We start from the raw sequence: 17,435 nt of genomic DNA on the forward strand, positions 1-17,435 counted from the left end.
TTTGATATAACCTTAGGATCTTAAGGCGTGGCTCTATTTTCACAGCTCAGTTGGTATTTTCTTAGTGAATGGCGTCGCTATGTCGGTGCTATTTTCCTATTGATGGTTATCGCAGTCTTGCAAGTCATTCCACCGAAAATTGTGGGAATAATTGTAGATGGTGTCGATAATCATACCTTATCTCTTCAACAAGTCATTTATTGGATTGGTGTGATGGTGCTTATTGCCATTGCCGTCTATCTATTACGCTATTTTTGGCGTTTGTGGCTTTTTGGCGCATCCTACCAATTAGCGGTGAAACTGCGTATGCAAATTTATCGCCAACTTAGCCAGCAATCTTCCTCTTTTTATCAGCGCTATCGCACGGGTGACCTAATCGCACGTACAACGAATGATGTTGATAAAGTGGTTTTTGCCGCCGGTGAAGGGGTATTAACACTCGTCGATTCTATGGTGATGGGATTAGCGGTTTTAGTTATGATGAGTGTTCAACTCAGCTGGGAACTGACTTTAATTTCATTATTACCCATGCCTTTGATGGCTATTTTAATTAAACGTTATGGGGATAAATTACATAGCCGCTTTAAAACGGCACAAGCCTTGTTTTCTTCATTAAATAATCAAGCACAAGAAAGTTTGAGTAGTATTCGTATGATCAAATCATTTGGTCTAGAGCAACAACATGCCTCTCGGTTTGATGAGATAGCAAAAGAGACCGGACAGCAAAATATGCGTGTTGCAAGGGTCGATGCGCTATTTGATCCGACTATTTTTATGGCGATAGGTTTTGCTAATTTATTGGCAGTCGCAGGTGGTAGTTATTTAGTTCTCAATGGCAACATGACATTAGGTGAATTAACCAGCTTTGTTATGTATTTAGGACAAATGATTTGGCCAATGCTTGCTCTAGCTTGGATGTTTAATATTGTTGAGCGTGGTAGTGCTGCTTATAGCCGAATTAATGCATTATTAAATGAAAAAAACGATATGCTTGATGGTGAGCAGTCACCTCTACCAGGTCGTGGTGTACTAAGTGTTGATATAAAACATTTTCATTATCCAGAACAACATACTGATGTACTGAAAAATATTCATTTCACTCTATCGCCTGGTGAAATGTTGGGTGTTTGTGGTATGACAGGTTCGGGGAAAAGTACATTATTTACTTTGATACAGCGCCTTTATGATATCAACGAAGGTGAAATTTGTTTTCAATCAGTGCCGATTTATCAATTAAAACTTGATGAGTGGCGTGCACGTTTAGCCGTTGTAAATCAAACGCCATTTTTATTCTCTGATACTATCGCCGGAAACATCGCTCTTGGTCGCCCAAATGCTTCTAAAGATGAAATAGAAGCTGTTGCTAAACTTGCTAATATTCATGATGATATTTTACGTTTGCCAGAAGGCTATCAAACTCAAGTTGGTGAAAAAGGGGTTATGTTATCAGGAGGGCAAAAACAGCGTATTTCTATTGCAAGAGCCTTGTTGCTGGATGCGGAAATTTTATTGCTGGATGATGCATTATCTGCAGTTGATGGACAAACTGAACATCAAATCCTACAAAATTTATCTCAATGGCGTAAAGATAGGACATTAATTATCAGTGCGCATCGCTTATCTGCCTTAGTCGGGGCAACAAATATCTTGGTATTAAAACAAGGTGAAGTAATAGAACAAGGAACACACCAGAAGCTTATTTCTGTGCCAGGTTGGTATCAAGATATGTATCATTATCAGCAGTTAGAGGCAGCGCTAGATGACGATGAATAAAAATAAGTCTGTTAAGGCGCTACTACCTGCATTAAAACGTCTACTTACTTATGGCAAAGCTTACCGCAAGCCGATGACATTAGGTGTTGTTATGTTATGGATAGCGGCTATTGCTGAGGTCGGTGGACCATTAATTGTTGGTTACTTTATTGATGCAAAAGTTGCTAGGAATAATGTTGAGTTGATGCCAGCATTAGGGCTTGGGTTAGCCTTTATTTTATTACAAATTACAGCAGCATTATTGCATTATTATCAAGCAATAGCATTTAACAAAGCCGCTGTTGGTGTGGTGCAACAATTGCGAACTGATGTAATGAGTGCAGCATTAAAGCAGCCATTAAGTGCGTTTGATAACCAACCTGTTGGTCAGCTAATTTCTCGAGTAACAAATGATACAGAAACAATAAAAGATCTCTTCGTCAACGTATTACCCACACTATTTAGAGCCATGGCTTTAGTTGTTGTTATGCTTATTGCTATGTTTCTATTAGAGTGGCGTATGGCATTAATTGCAATGGCAATATTCCCTGCTGTAATTGCTGTCATGATGCTCTATCAGCGCTTAAGTACACCTATTGTACGTAATGTGCGTCATTTTCTTGCAAATATTAATGATGGCTTCCATGAAGTCATTAACGGCATGTCTGTTATCCAACAATTTAGGCAACAAGCACGCTTTGGCGAAAGAATATCAAATGATAGCTGGCAGCATTATCAATCACGGATGAAAGCGTTAAAACTCGATGGGCTCTTATTACGCCCACTGCTTAGTATGTTATCAGCATTGGTTTTGTGCGGCTTATTGATGCTGTTTGGTTACCAAGGTAGTGCCGTTATTGGTGTAGGGGTAATTTATGCTTTTATTAGTTATCTTGGTCGATTAAATGAGCCATTAATTACTTTAACCTCGCAGCAATCTATTTTGCAGCAAGCGGTTGTTTCGGGGGAGCGCGTTTTTGAGTTGATGGATGCACCTTTGCAACAATATGGTTCATCACAAAAATTAATACGCCAAGGGCATATCACTGTTGATAATCTTTGGTTTGCTTATCGTGATGAACAATGGGTATTAAAAGAGATTAATATTGATATTCCTGCTCGCCATTTTGTTGCTTTTGTCGGCCACACTGGTAGCGGAAAAAGTACATTAGCAAGCTTACTTATGGGAAATTATCCTTGGCAAAAAGGAAATATCTATTTAGATGAACAACCTTTAGAAAGCTATTCTCACCATTCACTACGCGATGGTATTGCTATGGTGCAGCAAGACCCAGTTTTATTGTCAGGCTCACTCTATGAAAATATCACTTTAGGGCGAGAAACCAATGAAACTCATGTGTGGCAGGTTTTAGAAACTGTACAGCTTGCACAATGGGCTAGACAGTTACCTGAAGAATTACAAACTCCATTGGGTGAGCAAGGTAGCCGTTTATCTGCAGGTCAAAAGCAGCTACTTGCATTAGCAAGAGTATTATTAATACCACCACGTATTCTTATTTTGGATGAAGCAACCGCAAATATAGACTCAGGTACAGAGCTATCGATCCAAAAAGCACTCAAAGTAATTAGAGAAAAAACAACGTTAATTGTGATTGCTCATCGACTTTCCACTATTACTGAAGCTGACGAAATAGTGGTGCTTCATCGTGGTGTGGTAGTAGAAAAAGGCAAACACAACCAATTACTTTCACAAAAAGGTCGTTACTATAATATGTATCAACTTCAACAGGTTGGTGAATCACTTCAAGCTAAATCACCAGTAAAAACGGAGTTTTAATAACGATTTTTTATTAAACTTATAATCAAAATACGAATTTAAAAGGACATATCTAGATATGTCCTTTTTTGTTGCTCTTATTTTTAGCTAACTATTAAAAATAAAGGTAATTATTGCACTAAATTGGTGAAATACATTAACTGCTTATTTAAATAATATGTTTTTTTCTTTAAATATCATTAGGTTAAATTATGGCATATCTTTTGCTCTATAACTTTTGTTCTTTCTTAAGTTATCGAGGGCTATATGAAATATATCATCGCAATTATTAAACCATTTAAATTAGAAGATGTTAGAGAATCTCTTTGTGCATTAGGAGTTCAAGGAATGACAATAAGTGAAGTTAAAGGATATGGGCGGCAAAAAGGACATGCAGAACTATATAGAGGTGCTGAGTATGAGGTCAATTTTCTACCTAAAGTAAAAATAGAGCTCGCAATTAGTGATGAATTATTAGAGCCCGTTACACAAGCACTAACCCATACCGCTGATACTGGAAAAGTAGGGGATGGCAAAGTATTTATCTTTGAACTTGCTCAAGCTATCCGTATTCGTACCGGAGAGTCTGGTGATGAAGCTCTTTAAGGAGATAACAATGAAACGCCAATTCATTTATTCATTGATGTTAGTGCTTACATACTTTTCTACGCCAACTTTTGCAGCAGACAGCATTGTTGTTGATAAAGCAGATAATGGGTTTATGTTAATTTGTGCAGCATTAGTCTTTTTTATGACTATCCCTGGTATTGCATTGTTTTATGGCGGGTTATTACGCAGTAAAAATGTCTTGTCATTAATGACGCAAGTGATGCTGATTTTTAGTGTAGTTATTATTTTATGGGTTATTTTTGGTTACAGTCTCGCCTTTACAGCAGGAAATAAAATTTGGGGTGGGTGGTCACTAACTTTTTTAAGTTCACTTTCTCTTAATGACTTGTCTGGCTCTATTAATCAATATGTTCACGTTGTTTTTCAAGGCTCTTTCGCAGTGATTACTCTTTCACTGATTGTTGGGGCTTTGGGAGAGCGGATCCGTTTTTCGGCGTTACTTATTTTTACCATTATTTGGTTTACGTTTTCTTATATTCCTATTGCTCATATGGTGTGGGGAGAAGGTGGATGGCTAATTGATGATGGGGCATTAGATTTTGCTGGTGGCACTGTTGTCCATATTAATGCAGCCGTTGCAGCACTTGTTGGTGCTTACTTACTTGGAAATAGAAGCGATTACAAGAAAATGGCTTTAAAACCACATAATTTACCTATGGTATTTACAGGAACAGCGGTGCTTTATATTGGTTGGTTTGGTTTTAATGCGGGCTCTGCGGGCAGTGCCAATGCTATCGCAGCACTTGCTTTTCTTAATACTGTTGTTGCTACTGCGGGCGCTGTACTTTCTTGGACGCTATCAGAGTGGTTAGTACGAGGAAAACCGTCGATGTTAGGAAGCTGTTCTGGTTGTATTGCGGGGCTAGTCGCAATTACGCCAGCGGCAGGTACGGTTGGCCCAATAGGGGCATTAGTTATCGGTATTATAGGTGGAATAATTGGGCTTTGGGGCGTTGTAGTATTAAAGCAATGGCTAAAAGCTGATGATGTTTGTGATGTGTTTGGCATTCATGGAACATGTGGTGTTGTTGGATGCTTATTAACGGGTATCTTTACATCATCATATTTAGGCGGTGTTGGGTATAGTGATGAGATGACACTAAGTAAACAACTTTTAGTACAATTAGTTAGTGTAATGATTACTATTTTTTGGTCTGGTGTGGTCGCTTATATTAGCTTTAAAATCGCAGATAAACTGGTTGGTTTGCGAGTTTCACAAGAAGAAGAGTGTGATGGATTAGATTTAACCACACATGGTGAAAGAGCATACCAGGAGTAATCGTCTATTCCCCCTCAATAGAGGGGGGAATATTTAATATGGCATAATTACTTGGTATTTTTAGTCCGTTTTTGGCGAATGACCCCTTCTTGTACTGAAGATGCAACCAACTGACCATTAGTATTAAATATTTTTCCTCTAACAAACCCTCGGCCACCTGATGCCGATGGGCTTTCAACAACATAAAGTAGCCAGTCATCAACACGGAATGGGCGATGGAACCACATTGAATGGTCAATCGTTGCCACTTGCAGATTTTGATCCATAAACCCTAAACCATAGGGTTGAAGTGCTGTTGGTAAAAAATCAAAATCAGAAACATAGCCTAATAAATACTGGTGTAAAAAAGGATCTGATGGCATTTTTCCTCTGCTACGATACCAAACGTAACGTTCTGCAGGGGCTTTAGAGTAACCAAATGGGCTGAAGTATTGTACAGGGCGCGCTTCAAAAGGGGTTTCTCTTAACGCTAAGGTTCTTATGGGTTCTGGTAATTTAGGTGCTAACTTTCTGAGAATTTCATCTTGCGGCATAAGCTCATTCGGTAAAGGGACATCAGGCATAGCATCTTGGTGTTCAAAACCTTCTTCAAATTCTTGAAATGAAACCGTCATATAAAAAATAGGTTTACCATGCTGGATCGCACTTACTCTACGTGTGCTAAATGAGCCACCATCGCGAATATATTCAACATCATAAACGATGGGCTTATGGCTATCACCGGGGCGTAAAAAATAGCTATGAAAAGAATTAATATAGCGATTATCAGCAATGGTTTGTTTTGCTGCATAAAGTGCTTGGCCGACAACTTGCCCACCAAATACTTGAGGTAATCCTAAATCTTCACTTTGGCCTCGAAATAGGCCTTCTTCTATTTTTTCAAGCTCCATCAATTTGATAAGATCTTTTAATGCTTGGCTCATAGTTTACCTATACCATCAGAGAGATTATTTTTTATAAGAGGGATTATATACAATTCGAGGTAGGATAAAAAAATAATCTACGATTTGATTAGTGCTGTTATGCTCCCCGTTCAAATAAGTTCTAGTTATCAACTTTCATTTAATCATATGAAGATAGATAGAAATTTATGATAGCTAAGATTAACAGCAACGAATAAACAATAGATATGCCTAAATTGGATAATTAATCATCACTCAGGCGCACTTCCCTTGCTATTTGGCTGAGTTTAAAAGATAATGCGTGACGTCTTAGCAATAAGACAATCTATGGGGTCTTGTTGGTTCTCCCGCAACACTAACTTGTTAACTCGGTCAGGTCCGGAAGGAAGCAGCCATGACAGGTATCGTGTGTGCCGGGATGTCGCTGGCAAGGCCCCACCCAATTTATAGCCTTCCTGTTTTTTCTTCACCTTAATCACTTATTTTTAATGTTTAAGTTTAATTACTTAATTAGTCAATTTATTGTATTTTTACACCGAAGCAGAACAAAGTAGAGACGATAAAGATTAGCTCAAATTATTTTGAGATTTTATCTTATGTGGTGATATGAGTGATGATTATTTAATAACATCGTTATTCAGTAACAATATTATTCAGTCATGCCGCAATAAGTACACGGCATGATGGTGCGTAATCATTCTACTTATAAGAAAAGGTGAATAAAACGATATCTAAAATAAGAACTATTAACCCTATTGCTATAAATAAAAGATAGCAAAATTAAAAATAGAGCAAATTATATAACTAGATACTATCTTACAAACTTCCAAACAGAAGCTGGGATCTTGTCATAAAGTTTATTCATGGTAAGTTCAGCTAAACGATGATCGGCGGCTGAATAGAACAGTTCTAGTTCATCATCAGATAATTCATATTTGTTTTTTTCAATCACGCGCTCTAATGTTTCAATGGAAGTGCATTTTCGTAAGCGCATTAGATAGTCAGTTTTAGTCATGTTGTCTTTTCTCTATTATTTCAATTTAAACTAAAGGTAATTAAATTTACTTAATATAACTTTTAGGATTTTTAGCAATTAGAGTTAAAAGTGAGTGATTTAACTCTTTCCAATTATTGAGTTCCGAGTAAGAAATAGATGGATTACCAAATAAACTATATGTCTCTTCAAGGTACTCTTCAATTAGCGTATTGATTGCGTGTTTATCTGGGTGTTTTATCTTAAATTTCCAGCTGAAGGCCATAATGTGTTCAATTAGAACGTTTAGGTCTACGCTTTTTGTGCTACTCAGATCATTGTTCCAAACTGTTGTACCTTTATCTAATGAGCTTAAAGCTTGCTGCTGGAGCTCTTCACATAAAAACGACAATTCAGCTAAATCTACTTTTTCTGGTGAATATTCGTCCATAATATTGTTAACTGAATTAATAGCTGCACTCTTATTAAAGGTAAATACTTATAGTGTAAAATATTAATGATACTTATCACATAATTCATTAATGAATTAATAAAAAATCTCAAATAAGAGGGGAACTTTAATATTTATATTTATTATTTCTAACAAAGTAATAGCATAATTAAAGGCATTATTTAAATACTGATATACATTGTATACAAGTCGAAAGATTATGCGATAAAAATGCTTCTTTACTTAATATAGCACTATTATGGCATAAGTCACTATCTTAACGGTAGAATTTTGTCTATTTTCGTAAAATTTAAATGAGGTAAACGAAGATTATACTTACCTAACACTATGATTAACTTTGATTTTATTAATTAATCTTATTTAAGAGCCAAAATAGGGTATATTCTTTGCTGTTATTTATAAATAACAGGGATAGGTTTAATATTGACAAAAAGTCATATATAAGAAAAAGGATAAAATGTTTTTATTGATTAAGAAGGTATTTAAAAAAAGAAATGAGAATATAGATTCTAGTTTAAATACCTTCTATTAGTTAGGTAGTTAGGAAAAGAAAAAGACCGCTCAAGGCGGTCTTTTATTAACAAGAGTAAAAGTTAATGTGGATTACTTGGGTGTTCTAAATCTTCGTTTTTCTTAGAAAATCTTCTACGAATGACAACGAAGAACACAGGAACAAAGTAAATAGCAAGAGATGTTGCAGCAATCATACCGCCAAATACACCTGTACCTACTGAGTTCTGTGCACCAGAACCTGCACCATTACTCAATACTAGAGGAATAACCCCTAACATAAAGGCTAAAGATGTCATTAGAATTGGACGTAAACGCATTCTTACTGAGTCTAACGTTGCTTCTATCAATCCTTTACCTTCTTTCTCCATTAAGTCTTTGGCGAATTCAACAATCAATATTGCGTTCTTCGCCGATAGCCCAATGGTTGTTAAGAGCCCAACTTTAAAGTAAACGTCGTTTTCAAGGCCTCTGACGCTGGTGAATAGTAATGCACCAATCACCCCAAGAGGTACTACTAACATGACTGAGAATGGAATAGACCAACTCTCATACAATGCAGCAAGACACAAGAAAACTACGATTAAGGAGATGGTATATAGTGCAGGAGCTTGGTTACCCGATAAGCGTTCCTGATAAGACATACCCGTCCATTCATAGCCGATACCACTCGGTAATTGGTTTGCTAAACTCTCCATCATTAACATCGCATCACCACTACTTTGACCTGGTGTTGCACTACCTTGAATTTGCACTGCAGGTAATCCGTTATAACGCTCTAAGCGTGGAGAACCATATAGCCAAGGATCTTTACTTGTATCGATAAATGAAGAGAATGGCACCATTTGTCCCACATTATTGCGGATATATAAGTTACCAATATCCTGCGGCAACATACGGAACTGAGATTCAGCTTGAACATACACTTTCTTCACACGACCACGGTCGATAAAGTCGTTGACGTAAGTTCCACCAAACATAGTACCGAGTGTTGAATAGATATCGCTAATTGCAACACCTTGAGACTGTGCTTTTTCTAGGTCGATATAGAGACGATATTGTGAAGTATCTTCCTGACCATTAGGACGCACACCGGTGAGCATTTCAGGATGTTGAGCTGCTAATCCCAGTAATTGGTTACGAGCTGCCATTAGTTTTTCGTGACCTAAGTTAGCTTTATCAACTAATTCAAATTCGAAACCACCGGCAGAACCTAACTCAACAATTGCTGGAATATTAAAGGAGTAAATAAAGGCCTCTTTGATTTCCGAGAGCTTCATATTTGCTCGAGCAACTATCGCAGGCACTTTATCTTCGTTAGCTTTACGCTCATCCCAATCGTTTAATACAACGAATACCAGACCCATATTCTGTCCTTGACCACCAAAGCCGAAGCCGTTTACGGTAAAGACAGATTTAACGAGTTCTTTTTCATCTGTATTAAAATAGTCGTTAACTTTTTCTAAAATATCTTGTGTCTGCTCTTGAGTTGAACCTGCTGGTAACTGAACCATTGTCAGTAATACCCCTTGGTCTTCTTCTGGTAAGAACGAACTTGGTAAGCGGATAAACATCAGCGCCATACCAACGACTAATAAGACATACAGTAATAAGTAACGACCTGTACCACGTAAGGTACGAGAAACGCTGTCTGTATAATGATGACTACTTTTTTCAAAGGTACGGTTAAACCAACCAAAGAATCCAGTTTGAACACCATGACTGCCTTTGGGGATTGGTTTTAACATCGTCGCACACAGTGCCGGTGTTAAGATCAATGCAACGAAAACAGACAGTACCATCGCGGAAACGATAGTAATTGAGAACTGGCGATAAATAGCACCAGTAGAACCACCAAAGAATGCCATTGGAATAAATACGGCAGAAAGCACCAGTGCAATACCAACTAATGCACTCTGGATTTGTCCCATCGACTTGCGGGTTGCTTCTTTAGGTGGCAGGCCTTCTTCTTGCATAACACGTTCGACGTTTTCTACCACAACGATGGCGTCATCCACCAGAAGTCCGATGGCAAGTACCATCGCAAACATCGTCAAGGTATTTATCGAATAACCAAACGCGGACAAGATAGCAAAAGTACCTAACAGTACGACTGGTACAGCAATGGTTGGGATCAAGGTTGCGCGGAAGTTCTGTAAGAACAAATACATAACCACAAACACCAACATGATTGCTTCAACAAGTGTTTTTACTACTTCGAAAATCGAAATTTTAACGAAAGGTGTTGTATCATAAGGATAAACAACCTCTAGCCCTGCTGGGAAAAAAGGTTCCATATCAGCTAAAGCAGCACGAACAGCAGTTGCTGTATCTAACGCATTCGCGCCTGTTGCTAATTTAATACCAATACCTGAAGCAGGTAAGCCATTAAAGCGAGCAACAGTACTGTAGCTTTCAGCACCCATTTCAACGACACCAAGATCTTTCAATTTAACCTGTGAACCGTCTTGGTTGACTTTCATCAGGATATTAGAAAACTCTTCAGCATTGTTGAGTCGGGTTTGAGCAATAATTGAAACATTTAAACGTTGACCCGGTACCGGAGGTGTTCCCCCTAACTGGCCAGCGGCCACTTGGTTATTTTGTGCTTTAATTGCACTAATAACATCAAGTGTCGTCATATTGTATTTAACCAGTAAGTCTGGATCTAACCAAATACGCATAGCATATTGCGTACCAAACAACTGGGTTTCACCCACGCCAGTAACACGGCTTATTGGGTCTTTAATTGTTGCACCTACATAGTCGGCGATATCATCTTGTGACATTGAACCGTCATTTGAGATGAAACCTGCCACCATTAAGAATGAACTTGAGGATTTATCAACACTAACGCCTTGCTGTTGCACTTCCTGAGGTAAAAGAGGCATTGCCAGTTGCAGTTTATTCTGCACCTGTACTTGCGCAATATCAGGGTCAGTACCCGCATCAAAGGTCAGGGTGATGTTCATCATACCGGCTGAGTCACTGGTAGAAGACATATACACCATGTTATCGATACCGTTCATATTCTGTTCGATAACTTGGGTTACTGTATTCTGTACAGTGGTCGCATCAGCACCAGGATAGACCGCTGAGATCGAAATCGCAGGCGGTGCTATCGTTGGATATTGCGCAACGGGTAATTTGATGAGTGCCAGAAGACCTGCAAGCATGGCAATTATCGCAATTACCCATGCAAATATCGGTCTATCTATAAAAAACTTAGGCATGGATCACCGACTCCTTATTGAGGATTCTTAGCTGGCTCAGTTTGTTGGGTTGATGCTGTCGCATTTAAATCTTCTTCTTGAGCCGTTACTGTCATTTTCGGTTTAACTTTCTGCAATCCAGAAACGATAACGCGATCACCAGCCTGAATTCCATCATTGACAAGCCATTGGTTACCTACTGCTTGTGACACCTTAATTGATCGTACTTCAACAACGTTGTCTTTATTAACCACCATTGTTGTTGCATCACCACGAGGTGTACGAATAACCGCTTGTTGAGGTATCAAGATAGCATTTTGGCGAATACCATTTTCTAATTTAGCGCGAACAAACATACCCGGCAGTAATTCACCTTTCGGGTTAGGAACGATAGCACGCATCGTGATTGAACCTGTTGATTCATCAACAGTCACATCAGAAAACTCTAGATGACCTTTCTCTGCATAGGTTTTGCCATTATTCAATAATAAATGAACAACAGGTTTACCTTTTTCTTGCTCAATTGCACCATCTTCAATTTCATTTTTCAGTTTCAGATAATCTTCACTCGATTGTGTCACATCGACATAAATCGGATCGATTTGCTGAACTGTGGTGAGTGCAACTTGCTGACCTTGTGATACTAAAGCACCTTCAGTAACCGTTGATTTACCAGAACGACCCGAAATAGGCGATGTCACTTTGGTATAATTCAGATTGATTGTTGCACTTGTTACCGCTGCTTGTGCTGCTTTAACGGCGGCTACAGCTTGTGCATACTGAGATGTTGCAGTATCAAAGTCTTGTTTACTGATATAATTCGTGCCAAGTAGAGGTTTATAGCGCTCTACAGTTAGACGAGCGATTTCAGCATTCGCTTTGGCTTTAGCTAATTCGGCCTGAGCACTGTTTAATGTTGATTGAAAAATAGCAGGGTCGATTTGGTACAGTGATGTACCTGCTTCAACATAGCTACCTTCCGTATAGTTGCGCTTTAAGATAATGCCGCCAACCTGAGGACGAACCTCAGCAATACGGTAAGCGGATGTACGACCGGGTAAGTCGGTAGTGATAGTCAGAGCTTGAGCTTTTAACGTCACAACACCTACAGCAGGTGCAGGAGGTGGACCACCTGCAGACTGATTAGCTTTGTCGTCACATCCAGCAAGAACCAAACTGCCTGATAGCACTAACAGAGCCAGAGGCAAAACCCCTCTGTTTTTTCGCATAAGAAAACCTCTATTCAAACGTTGTTTCCTGGGATAAAAATAATTAAGTTGATGATTGATTGCGATGTATAGTACAAACATACATGAATGTATGTAAATTAACTTCAGTCAAAATCGAGGAATAATGGCACGAAAAACTAAACGACAGGCACAAGAGACGCGTCAGCAGATCATAGATGCTGCAATTAGACTGTTTACTGTGCAAGGCGTTTCTGCCACATCACTTTCAGATATAGCAACCGATGCTGGTGTTACCAGGGGCGCTATATATTGGCACTTTAAAAATAAAGTGGATTTATTTACTGAAGCGTGCGAACTCACCGACCTAAAAATAGAATCTTTAGAACTAGAGTATCAAACAAAATATCCAGATGATCCACTATTTGTACTAAGAGAATTACTTATTTATATCTTGACATCAATTGTAGAAGATCCCAAACATAATGCACTTTTAGAAATATATTTCCATAAGTGCGAATTTGTCGGTGAAATGAAGTCAATTGTTGAAATTCGCAAAGAATTATGTGCAGACGATTACTGTAAAATAGCGATTTCGCTACAAAGTTGCATTGAACAAAATCAGCTACCAAAAGATTTAAATTTAAAACGAGCAGCTATCATGCTAAGAGCAATGATGACAGGATTAGCTGAAAACTGGTTATTTTCGCCGGAAAGTTTTTCTCTCAAAGATGAAAGTCAATATTTAGTGGATAGCTTTATTGATATGATAAAGAGTAGTGCAAGTATGAGAATATCTGCACCATCTTAATTTAATGCTAAACATGAGGAATAAATAAATGAGTAGAGTGTTAGTTATTGCTAATGGTGCCGCTTATGGCAATGAGTCATTATTTAATGCACTACGTTTATCTATTACATTAAAAGAACAGCATCCAGAAACTGAGTTAAATATCTTTTTAATGTCTGATGCAGTAACGGGGGCCTTAGCCCGCCAGCAACCCAAAGAAGGCTATAACCTTCAACAAATGCTTGAAATACTGACTGCACAAAATGTACCCGTCAAATTATGTAAAACATGTACAGATACCCGTGGAATAAGTGATTTGCCCTTAGTTGATGGCGCTGAATTAGGTACTTTGGTGGATTTAGCTCAGTGGACATTAGCTGCAGATAAAATTCTTACTTTTTGATTTTCACCTGATCGTTTTAAGATAAATAAACCTCGCAACTTGTTCTGTTTTCACTGCCAATTCGTGAGAATTGGATTATACTAATAGAACAGTTTTTCAATGTTAATTGAACAAGTTGCTTAATATGCGTGTATCAATAATCTTTTTTAGATTAAATCATCGACCTATTTTAGTTACTGTAACAACAATTATGCTTATGTTATGGAGCATAATATTTAGTTGTGCATGGGCGGCGATCCCCAGTAATTTACCTTCCCAAGAAAATATTCAAAACCAGCTTAATTTATTAAATAAACGTAGCGATTTAAGTGCGGAAGATAAGTTGACGATAAGTGATTTAGAACAATCACTTTTAATGATTGATAATATTCAACAATTAGAAAAAAAAGCCGCTAGTTATAATAAAACAATTGAACAACTACCTGAAAAATTGCGTACAACGCAATATCAACTTAATCAATTAAAACAAAAAATAGCAAATAATGAAGTAGAAGATTATCGACATTCATTAGATACATTACCTTTAGCAACATTAGAATCTCAATTAGAAAATGTATTGCAATCATTACAAAAATCGCAAGATGATTTAGCTAATTACAGTAATGAATTGATTGTATTACAAACACAACCTGAAAGGGCGCAATCTGTTTTATTTAGCAATTCAGAAAGACTACAACAAATAAGAAGCGCGTTAAACAAAAGTAGCTCTGATAAAGCACAAATGCGGCCTTCGGCTGTTCAATTATTACAATTAGAACAATATTATCTTCAGCAGCAAAATAACTTTCAAAAACGAACTTTACAATCTAATGTACAGTTGCAAAGTTTATTACAACTTCAGCGTGACTATAGTTCAGCCTATATCGACCTTTCTCAAGAACATGCACAACTTATTCAAGAAGCATTAAGCGATAAACGCCTCGATAGTTCAGAAGAAACAGCAAAAGAAGCTCAAACTGCAGGGGTAGAAAATCAAACAATTCAAAAAAATGTTTTTTATCTAGCACAAGCTGAACTCAATAAGCAACTTAGTGATAAGTTGATCGTGACGACTCAAAATAATAATGAATTAAATCGCCATAGTTTAATGGTGAAAAACCGTTTAGACAGAGCGATTCAATCTGAGCGTAACTTAAAAGAGCAAATAGATGTTTTAAAGGGCAGTTTACTGTTATCTCGAATTCTATTTGAAGAACAAGTCGATTTACCTGATGGCATCTTTATTAATAATCTTCCTGATAAAATTGCCGACTTGCGTTTAGAACAATTTGAGATTAACAAACAGCGCGATCAAATTTTTCAGCCTAATATTTATATTGATCAATTAATGACAGAGTACCAACTAGCGCATCCTAATGAACTAAGTGAAACAGAGCTGAAAGAATTACGCAGTGCATTAGAGCAGTTGGTTGATGCTCGTCGAGAACTATTAGATAAGCTCAATAGCCAATTAGGTAACCAAATTTCCGAATCCATTAATTTACAAATGGATCAACAGCAATTAAAAAGTGTGGTGAGTTCACTAGAAAATACACTGGCCCAGCAAATTTTCTGGGTAAGTAGTAACAAACCGATTAACTTAAGTTGGTTTTCTGCGTTTCCAGCTCAAGCTGTTGCTGAATTTCAAGGTTTCAAACTTAATTGGTCAAATGAAAATCTGTTGACCGGGGCTAAGAAATCCCTTCCTGTGCTAATTACACTTATTACCTTTAGTTTTCTTATCATTTGGCAACGTAAAAAACTCAATGTTGAGTTTGATAAATTAAGTGCAGATATTAATAAGTTGAACAAAGATACTCAATTACATACACCGCTGGCATTAGGTATTGTATTTATTAAAACTCTGCCACTTTCATGTATTGTATTGGCTATCGGATATTGGCTAATAAATAGCTTTAATGTACAACAAGAATTTATTTGGTCATTTGCATGGCAATTTGCCGTATTTTGGTTGATGTTTGAATGGTCTTATCGATTAATGTCTGATACTGGGGTTGCGGTTAAGCACTTTAAAATTCCTGTAGATCGCGTTCAACAGAACCGTAAACGCTTATTACGTTTATCTATTCCTATGTTGCCAATTATTTTACTTTCAGCTTATGGCATTAATAATCCATTATTGCTGGTGGGTGATGTTATTGGTCAACTTATTGCCATTATCTCCCTCTTTTTTATTAGTTTATGTGCTTTGCCATTTTGCCGCGAAATGTGGCAAGAGAAAGGTAACCACGTTGTTAGAACCGTTGTCATCACACTTTTAACTTTTTCTCCTTTAATATTAATGGGGTTGGTGATTTTTGGTTACTACTATACAGCACTGCGTTTAGCTAATCGCTGGGTTGATAGTTTATATCTGCTAATGCTGTGGTTTATCGCATATCACGCAAGTTTAAGAGGATTAACCGTTGCCGCAAGGCGACTTGCTTATCGTCGTGCTCTTGAGCGCAGACAAGCCATGCTTAAAGAGAAAAAAGAAAACGAAGATAATAGCCTTGAACCCATTCAAGAACCACCAATGGACATGGAACAAATTAATCAACAATCATTGCGATTAACGACAATGATTTTGTTTATTATCTTTGCATCTAGCTTTTATGGTATTTGGTCTGATTTTATTACGGTATTTACTTACCTCGATGGTATTACTCTTTGGCATTATAACTTACCAACGGAATTAGGTAATGTAATTAAGGCCGTCACTGTTGCTGATATATTGTTATCAGTTGCTATTATGGCTATTTCCTGGTTTATGACCCGAAACTTACCAGGACTATTAGAAGTCCTGATTTTATCTCGTATAAAATTACAGCAAGGTGCTTCTTACGCGATCACCACTATTATGACCTATATTATTATTGCGATAGGGACGATAGTTTCGTTAGGAATATTAGGTGTTGCATGGGAAAAACTACAATGGTTAGCCGCCGCATTAACGGTGGGGTTAGGGTTTGGTTTACAAGAAATTTTTGCTAACTTTGTTTCTGGTTTAATTATACTATTTGAACGGCCAGTAAGAATTGGCGATACCATTACTATTGGTACTTATTCAGGAACAGTAAGTCGTATCCGTATTAGGGCGACCACAATTACAGACTTTGATCGTAAAGAAGTTATTATTCCTAATAAGGCGTTTGTGACAGAGCGTCTTATTAACTGGACATTATCTGATACGGTGACTCGTATTATTATTCAAATTGGTGTCGCTTATGGTTCTGATCTTAATAAAGTAAAAGAGATCTTAATGAAAGCAGCAAAAGATAATTCAAAGGTAATGACAGAGCCAGAGCCTGTTGTGTTATTTACTGAATTTGGTGCAAGCACACTTAATCACGAACTTCGTTTTTATGTCAGAACATTAGGTGATAGAAATATTACGACAGATGAAGTTAATCGCGCTATTGATGAATTATGTAATGAAAATGGTATTAATATCGCGTTTAATCAATTAGATGTGTATTTACATAATAAACAAGGTGATGAAGTACAAGCGGTTAAACGTCCCCTTGATGGCTCAACACCTCAAGCAAATACACCGTTTGATTAAGATT

The 17,435-nt window shown here is 37.4% G+C and carries 12 protein-coding genes and 1 other RNA gene; 8 read left to right on the plus strand and 5 right to left on the minus strand.

The features are described from left to right. Positions 1 to 27 precede the first annotated feature (27 nt). From PH4a_RS10610 to amtB, 4 genes are all read left to right on the plus strand, one after another. A complete protein-coding gene (locus PH4a_RS10610) occupies positions 28 to 1,773 on the plus strand; it encodes a SmdA family multidrug ABC transporter permease/ATP-binding protein (RefSeq protein ID WP_129039653.1) in 1,746 nt (581 codons plus the stop codon). After that, the gene (locus PH4a_RS10615; RefSeq protein WP_129039655.1) at positions 1,760 to 3,550 is read left to right on the plus strand and encodes a SmdB family multidrug efflux ABC transporter permease/ATP-binding protein; all 1,791 of its coding nucleotides are present in this window, start codon (positions 1,760 to 1,762) and stop codon (positions 3,548 to 3,550) included. The genes PH4a_RS10610 and PH4a_RS10615 overlap by 14 nt, the downstream gene beginning before the upstream one ends. A gap of 246 nt (positions 3,551 to 3,796) precedes the next feature. Continuing rightward, complete coding sequence (locus PH4a_RS10620; RefSeq protein ID WP_129039657.1) at positions 3,797 to 4,135, plus strand: P-II family nitrogen regulator; 339 nt, start codon at positions 3,797 to 3,799, stop codon at positions 4,133 to 4,135. A gap of 37 nt (positions 4,136 to 4,172) precedes the next feature. Beyond that, entirely contained in the window at positions 4,173 to 5,438 is a 1,266-nt protein-coding gene (amtB, locus tag PH4a_RS10625; protein ID WP_244212965.1) for an ammonium transporter AmtB, read from the plus strand. A 47-nt stretch (positions 5,439 to 5,485) separates the two neighbouring features. Here the strand turns inward: amtB and tesB are convergent, their stop codons facing one another. Next, positions 5,486 to 6,361, minus strand: coding sequence for an acyl-CoA thioesterase II (gene tesB, locus PH4a_RS10630; RefSeq protein WP_129039661.1), 876 nt, complete (start codon positions 6,359 to 6,361; stop codon positions 5,486 to 5,488). 315 nt (positions 6,362 to 6,676) lie between these two features. On the opposite strand from tesB, the gene ffs reads away from it, so the two are divergent. Then, positions 6,677 to 6,773, plus strand: an RNA gene (gene ffs, locus PH4a_RS10635) — signal recognition particle sRNA small type. 378 nt (positions 6,774 to 7,151) lie between these two features. On the opposite strand, the gene PH4a_RS10640 is transcribed toward ffs, so the two are convergent. The 4 genes from PH4a_RS10640 to PH4a_RS10655 all read right to left on the minus strand — a co-directional run bounded on the left by PH4a_RS10640 (position 7,152) and on the right by PH4a_RS10655 (position 12,736). Then, complete coding sequence (locus PH4a_RS10640; RefSeq protein WP_006535062.1) at positions 7,152 to 7,355, minus strand: HHA domain-containing protein; 204 nt, start codon at positions 7,353 to 7,355, stop codon at positions 7,152 to 7,154. 46 nt (positions 7,356 to 7,401) lie between these two features. Then, on the minus strand, positions 7,402 to 7,764 hold the full coding sequence (gene tomB / locus PH4a_RS10645; protein WP_129039663.1) for an Hha toxicity modulator TomB: 363 nt from the start codon (positions 7,762 to 7,764) through the stop codon (positions 7,402 to 7,404). A 614-nt stretch (positions 7,765 to 8,378) separates the two neighbouring features. Then, complete coding sequence (locus PH4a_RS10650; RefSeq protein WP_129039665.1) at positions 8,379 to 11,528, minus strand: efflux RND transporter permease subunit; 3,150 nt, start codon at positions 11,526 to 11,528, stop codon at positions 8,379 to 8,381. Between the two features lie 14 nt (positions 11,529 to 11,542). Further along, entirely contained in the window at positions 11,543 to 12,736 is a 1,194-nt protein-coding gene (locus PH4a_RS10655; RefSeq protein WP_129039668.1) for an efflux RND transporter periplasmic adaptor subunit, read from the minus strand. A 124-nt stretch (positions 12,737 to 12,860) separates the two neighbouring features. Between PH4a_RS10655 and acrR the strand changes: the two genes are divergently transcribed. From acrR to mscK, 3 genes are all read left to right on the plus strand, one after another. Then, positions 12,861 to 13,505: a multidrug efflux transporter transcriptional repressor AcrR gene (gene acrR, locus PH4a_RS10660; RefSeq protein ID WP_129039670.1), complete on the plus strand. Its 645-nt coding sequence runs from the start codon at positions 12,861 to 12,863 to the stop codon at positions 13,503 to 13,505. Positions 13,506 to 13,533: 28 nt separating this feature from the next. Beyond that, the gene (locus PH4a_RS10665; RefSeq protein WP_064719067.1) at positions 13,534 to 13,887 is read left to right on the plus strand and encodes a DsrE/DsrF/TusD sulfur relay family protein; all 354 of its coding nucleotides are present in this window, start codon (positions 13,534 to 13,536) and stop codon (positions 13,885 to 13,887) included. A 124-nt stretch (positions 13,888 to 14,011) separates the two neighbouring features. Beyond that, the gene (gene mscK, locus PH4a_RS10670) at positions 14,012 to 17,431 is read left to right on the plus strand and encodes a mechanosensitive channel MscK (protein ID WP_129039672.1); all 3,420 of its coding nucleotides are present in this window, start codon (positions 14,012 to 14,014) and stop codon (positions 17,429 to 17,431) included. Positions 17,432 to 17,435: the final 4 nt, after the last annotated feature.

Origin of the sequence: Proteus hauseri, from assembly GCF_004116975.1 — a bacterium.
Classification (GTDB): domain Bacteria; phylum Pseudomonadota; class Gammaproteobacteria; order Enterobacterales; family Enterobacteriaceae; genus Proteus; species Proteus hauseri.